Genomic DNA, 3,125 nt, shown 5'->3' on the forward strand with positions numbered 1-3,125 from the left:
AAACACGGAATTTGGGAGCTTTATATTGAAGGCAACGCGCTGGAACGTGGCGTAACTAGCGGAAGCCTAACCCGGGAGTTGATGCATAAACAAGAAACTGCCTTTATGGAGAATATCTATGAGTTGGTTCCTGAAACCGGTTACCGAAATTTCTTAAAGAAAACAGTCGCCTGGTTTAACCGAAAAATGTACCTGCACGTCCCCGAAGAATATAAACAGGAAATTTACGGCACCTCTCTTTTTGGATTGGAAAAGTACAATGATTTTGCCCCGGCTTATGTGCGTATGCTCTATTTCCATGGAGCACACGATATAGGTCACGCGTTGCAGGATTTGATGTTGGTAGGCTGTACTTCTTTTGCCGCCTGGGACGATAAAACTGAAGACGGACAATTACTACTTGGGCGGAACTTCGATTTCTATGCGGGAGATGAGTTTGCGGAAGAAAAGATTGCAGCCTTTGTTAATCCCGATAAAGGGCATAAGTTTATGATGTACACCTGGGCCGGGATGATTGGTTCTGTGAGTGGTTTGAATGAAAAGGGAATAAGTGTAACCATAAATGCTGGAAAAAGTAAAATTCCGTTGCAGGCCAAAACTCCAATTAGTTTGGTTGCCCGTGAAATTCTTCAATATGCAACTTCAACTACCGAAGCCATAGAGATCGCTAAAAAGCGTGAAGTTTTTGTTTCGGAATCTATTATGGTGGGGAGCGCAAAAGAAGGTAGGGCGATCTTAATTGAAGTAGCTCCGGGAAATTTTGGAGTTTTTGAAGTTGAAAATTCTAATAAATTAATTTGCAGCAATCATTTTCAAAGTGAAGCTTATGCGGAAGATAACCGAAACTTAAAAACCATTGAGGAAAGCCATACTCAGTATAGATTTGATAGAATGCAGGAGTTACTTTCTGAAAAAGAGAAATTAAACCCTCAAAAAGCTGCTGAAATATTAAGGAACAAAGAAGGTTTAGAAGGTGTTAAGCTGGGAACGGGAAATGAAATGGCTATTAATCAATTGCTTGCCCACCACGGCATTATTTTTAAACCTGAAGAAAATAAGGTTTGGATATCTGCGAATCCTTATCAATTGGGTGCTTTTGTGGCTTACGACCTTGATACTGCATTTAAAAAGTTTGAAGCTGGAAATGTTTCTGGCAGTGTTATGCTTGCTGAAGAAAACATTGCAGAAGATCTTTTTGTAAATACTGAAGCTTATAAAGATTACGAGAAATACAGAAAATTAAATGGGAAAATCATTGAAGCCATTTCTAAAGAACAAGAAGTTTCAGAAGATAAAATTAAGCGTTTAAAGTATTTAAATCCTCATTTCTGGGAAGTTTATAAAATTGCCGGAGATTATTATTTTCAGCAAAAAGAATTTAAAAAAGCGGTGATCAATTATAAGCAGGCAAAAAGGAGGCAAGTAACCACTTTACCAGATGAAGAATACTTAGATAAAATGATAAAAAAATCTTACCGCAAAATCTAAATGACTAATTTCTACGATATAAATAAGAATGAGGAATTGCTAAAAATACAGCTAAGTTACGTTGTGGCAAATTCTCCATTTTATAAAAAGCGTTTTACAGATTGTAAAATTGATATTGAAGGAATTCCATCTTATGAGGAATTCAGAAAGATCCCGATTACTACTAAAGAAGATTTACAGCATTATAATCAAGAATTTATTGCGGTTCCTAAAGATGAAATTATAGATTATGTTACCACTTCAGGAACTTTAGGCAATCCCGTTAGTTTTGCCTTAAATGACGCCGATTTAGATCGGCTGGCAGAAAATGAACGTCAGTCTTTTGAAATGGTAGGAGTCAAGAAATCTAGCGTGGTGCAACTTACTACGACTTTAGATCGCAGATTTATGGCCGGGATGGCTTACTTTTTAGGATTACGAAAACTGGGAGCCGGGATTATAAGAACCGGCAGCGGTCTGCCCGGATTGCAGTGGGAATCTATAGAACGATTTCAACCTGGTTTTCTCGTCGCAGTTCCATCATTTTTGTTGAAAATGATCGATTTTGCCAGGCAAAATGGAATTGATTATAAAAGCTCTTCGATTAAAGCTACTGTTTGTATTGGCGAACCTTTGCGAAACCCAGATTTCAGTCTGAATTCTTTAGGACAAAAATTAAAGGATTTATGGGATATAGAATTATTTTCTACCTACGCCAGTACAGAAATGGGTACGGCTTTTACCGAGTGTGAATTCCACACCGGAAATCATAGCTTGCCCGATTTGATTTTTACTGAAGTTTTAGATGAAAATGCTGATGCTGTGAATCCTGGTGAAATTGGAGAATTAGTAGTCACTCCTTTGCAAACCCAAACAATGCCATTGGTGAGATTTGCCACCGGGGATATGGTGAAATTCTATGGTGAAAATTGTGAATGCGGTAGAAAGTCAATGAGAATTAGCACTCCTGTTGGGCGTAAAAAGCAAATGATAAAATTAAAAGGAACTACACTTTATCCGCAGCAAATCATCAATTTACTTACGGCTTTTCATTCCCTGAAAATCTTTGTTATTGAAGCAAGTTCAAATGAAAATCAAACGGATGAAATCCTGATAAGGATTCCGAATGATTTTACTGAAACTAGTAAGCTTCAGGAGCATTTACAATCTGGATTAAAAGTGAAGGTCACATTAGAAAAAACTTCCGTAGAAAAAATAGAAAAACTAAAATTTCCCAGAGAAAGTAGAAAACCAAAACTTTTCCACGATTTTCGATAAATCTTAAATGATCTTTTTTATTACCCGCAATTGGTGGGTATGTCTTTTTAATTCGGCATTAAAAATTCCTGAATGATCAATGCGATCAATTCTAACCTTTCCATCTACGTGAATAATGTAGTTATCGTTCATCATAATACCTACGTGATCTATTATTCCTTCTTTATCATCAAAAAAGGCAAGATCTCCGGCTTCACTTTCTTCAATAAAACTAAGTGGTTCACCTTGTTTAGCCTGATCGGCTGAATTTCTATTTAATTGGTAGCCGTTTAGCTTATAAACCATTTGTGTAAGTCCGCTGCAATCAATTCCCAGCGGCGATTTTCCGCCCCAGGCATACGGACTGTTTAAATAGAGTAGTGCAGTTTTTACAATTTCCA

At 37.2% G+C, this 3,125-nt stretch carries 3 protein-coding genes; 2 read left to right on the forward strand and 1 reads right to left on the reverse strand.

All coding sequences use genetic code 11. From position 1 onward, the window contains the following. A partial coding sequence (locus AACZ30_RS13575) for a C45 family peptidase (protein WP_339650033.1) occupies nt 1-1,488 on the forward strand: 1,488 nt, incomplete at its 5' end. Continuing rightward, on the forward strand, nt 1,489-2,745 hold the full coding sequence (locus tag AACZ30_RS13580) for an AMP-binding protein (RefSeq protein WP_075326903.1): 1,257 nt from the start codon (nt 1,489-1,491) through the stop codon (nt 2,743-2,745). Nucleotides 2,746-2,748: 3 nt separating this feature from the next. Here AACZ30_RS13580 and AACZ30_RS13585 read toward each other — a convergent pair. Then, on the reverse strand, nt 2,749-3,125 hold a 377-nt coding region (locus AACZ30_RS13585; RefSeq protein ID WP_339650035.1), incomplete at its 5' end, for a C40 family peptidase.

Origin of the sequence: uncultured Salegentibacter sp. (assembly GCF_963972535.1) — a bacterium.
Taxonomy (GTDB): Bacteria; Bacteroidota; Bacteroidia; order Flavobacteriales; family Flavobacteriaceae; genus Salegentibacter.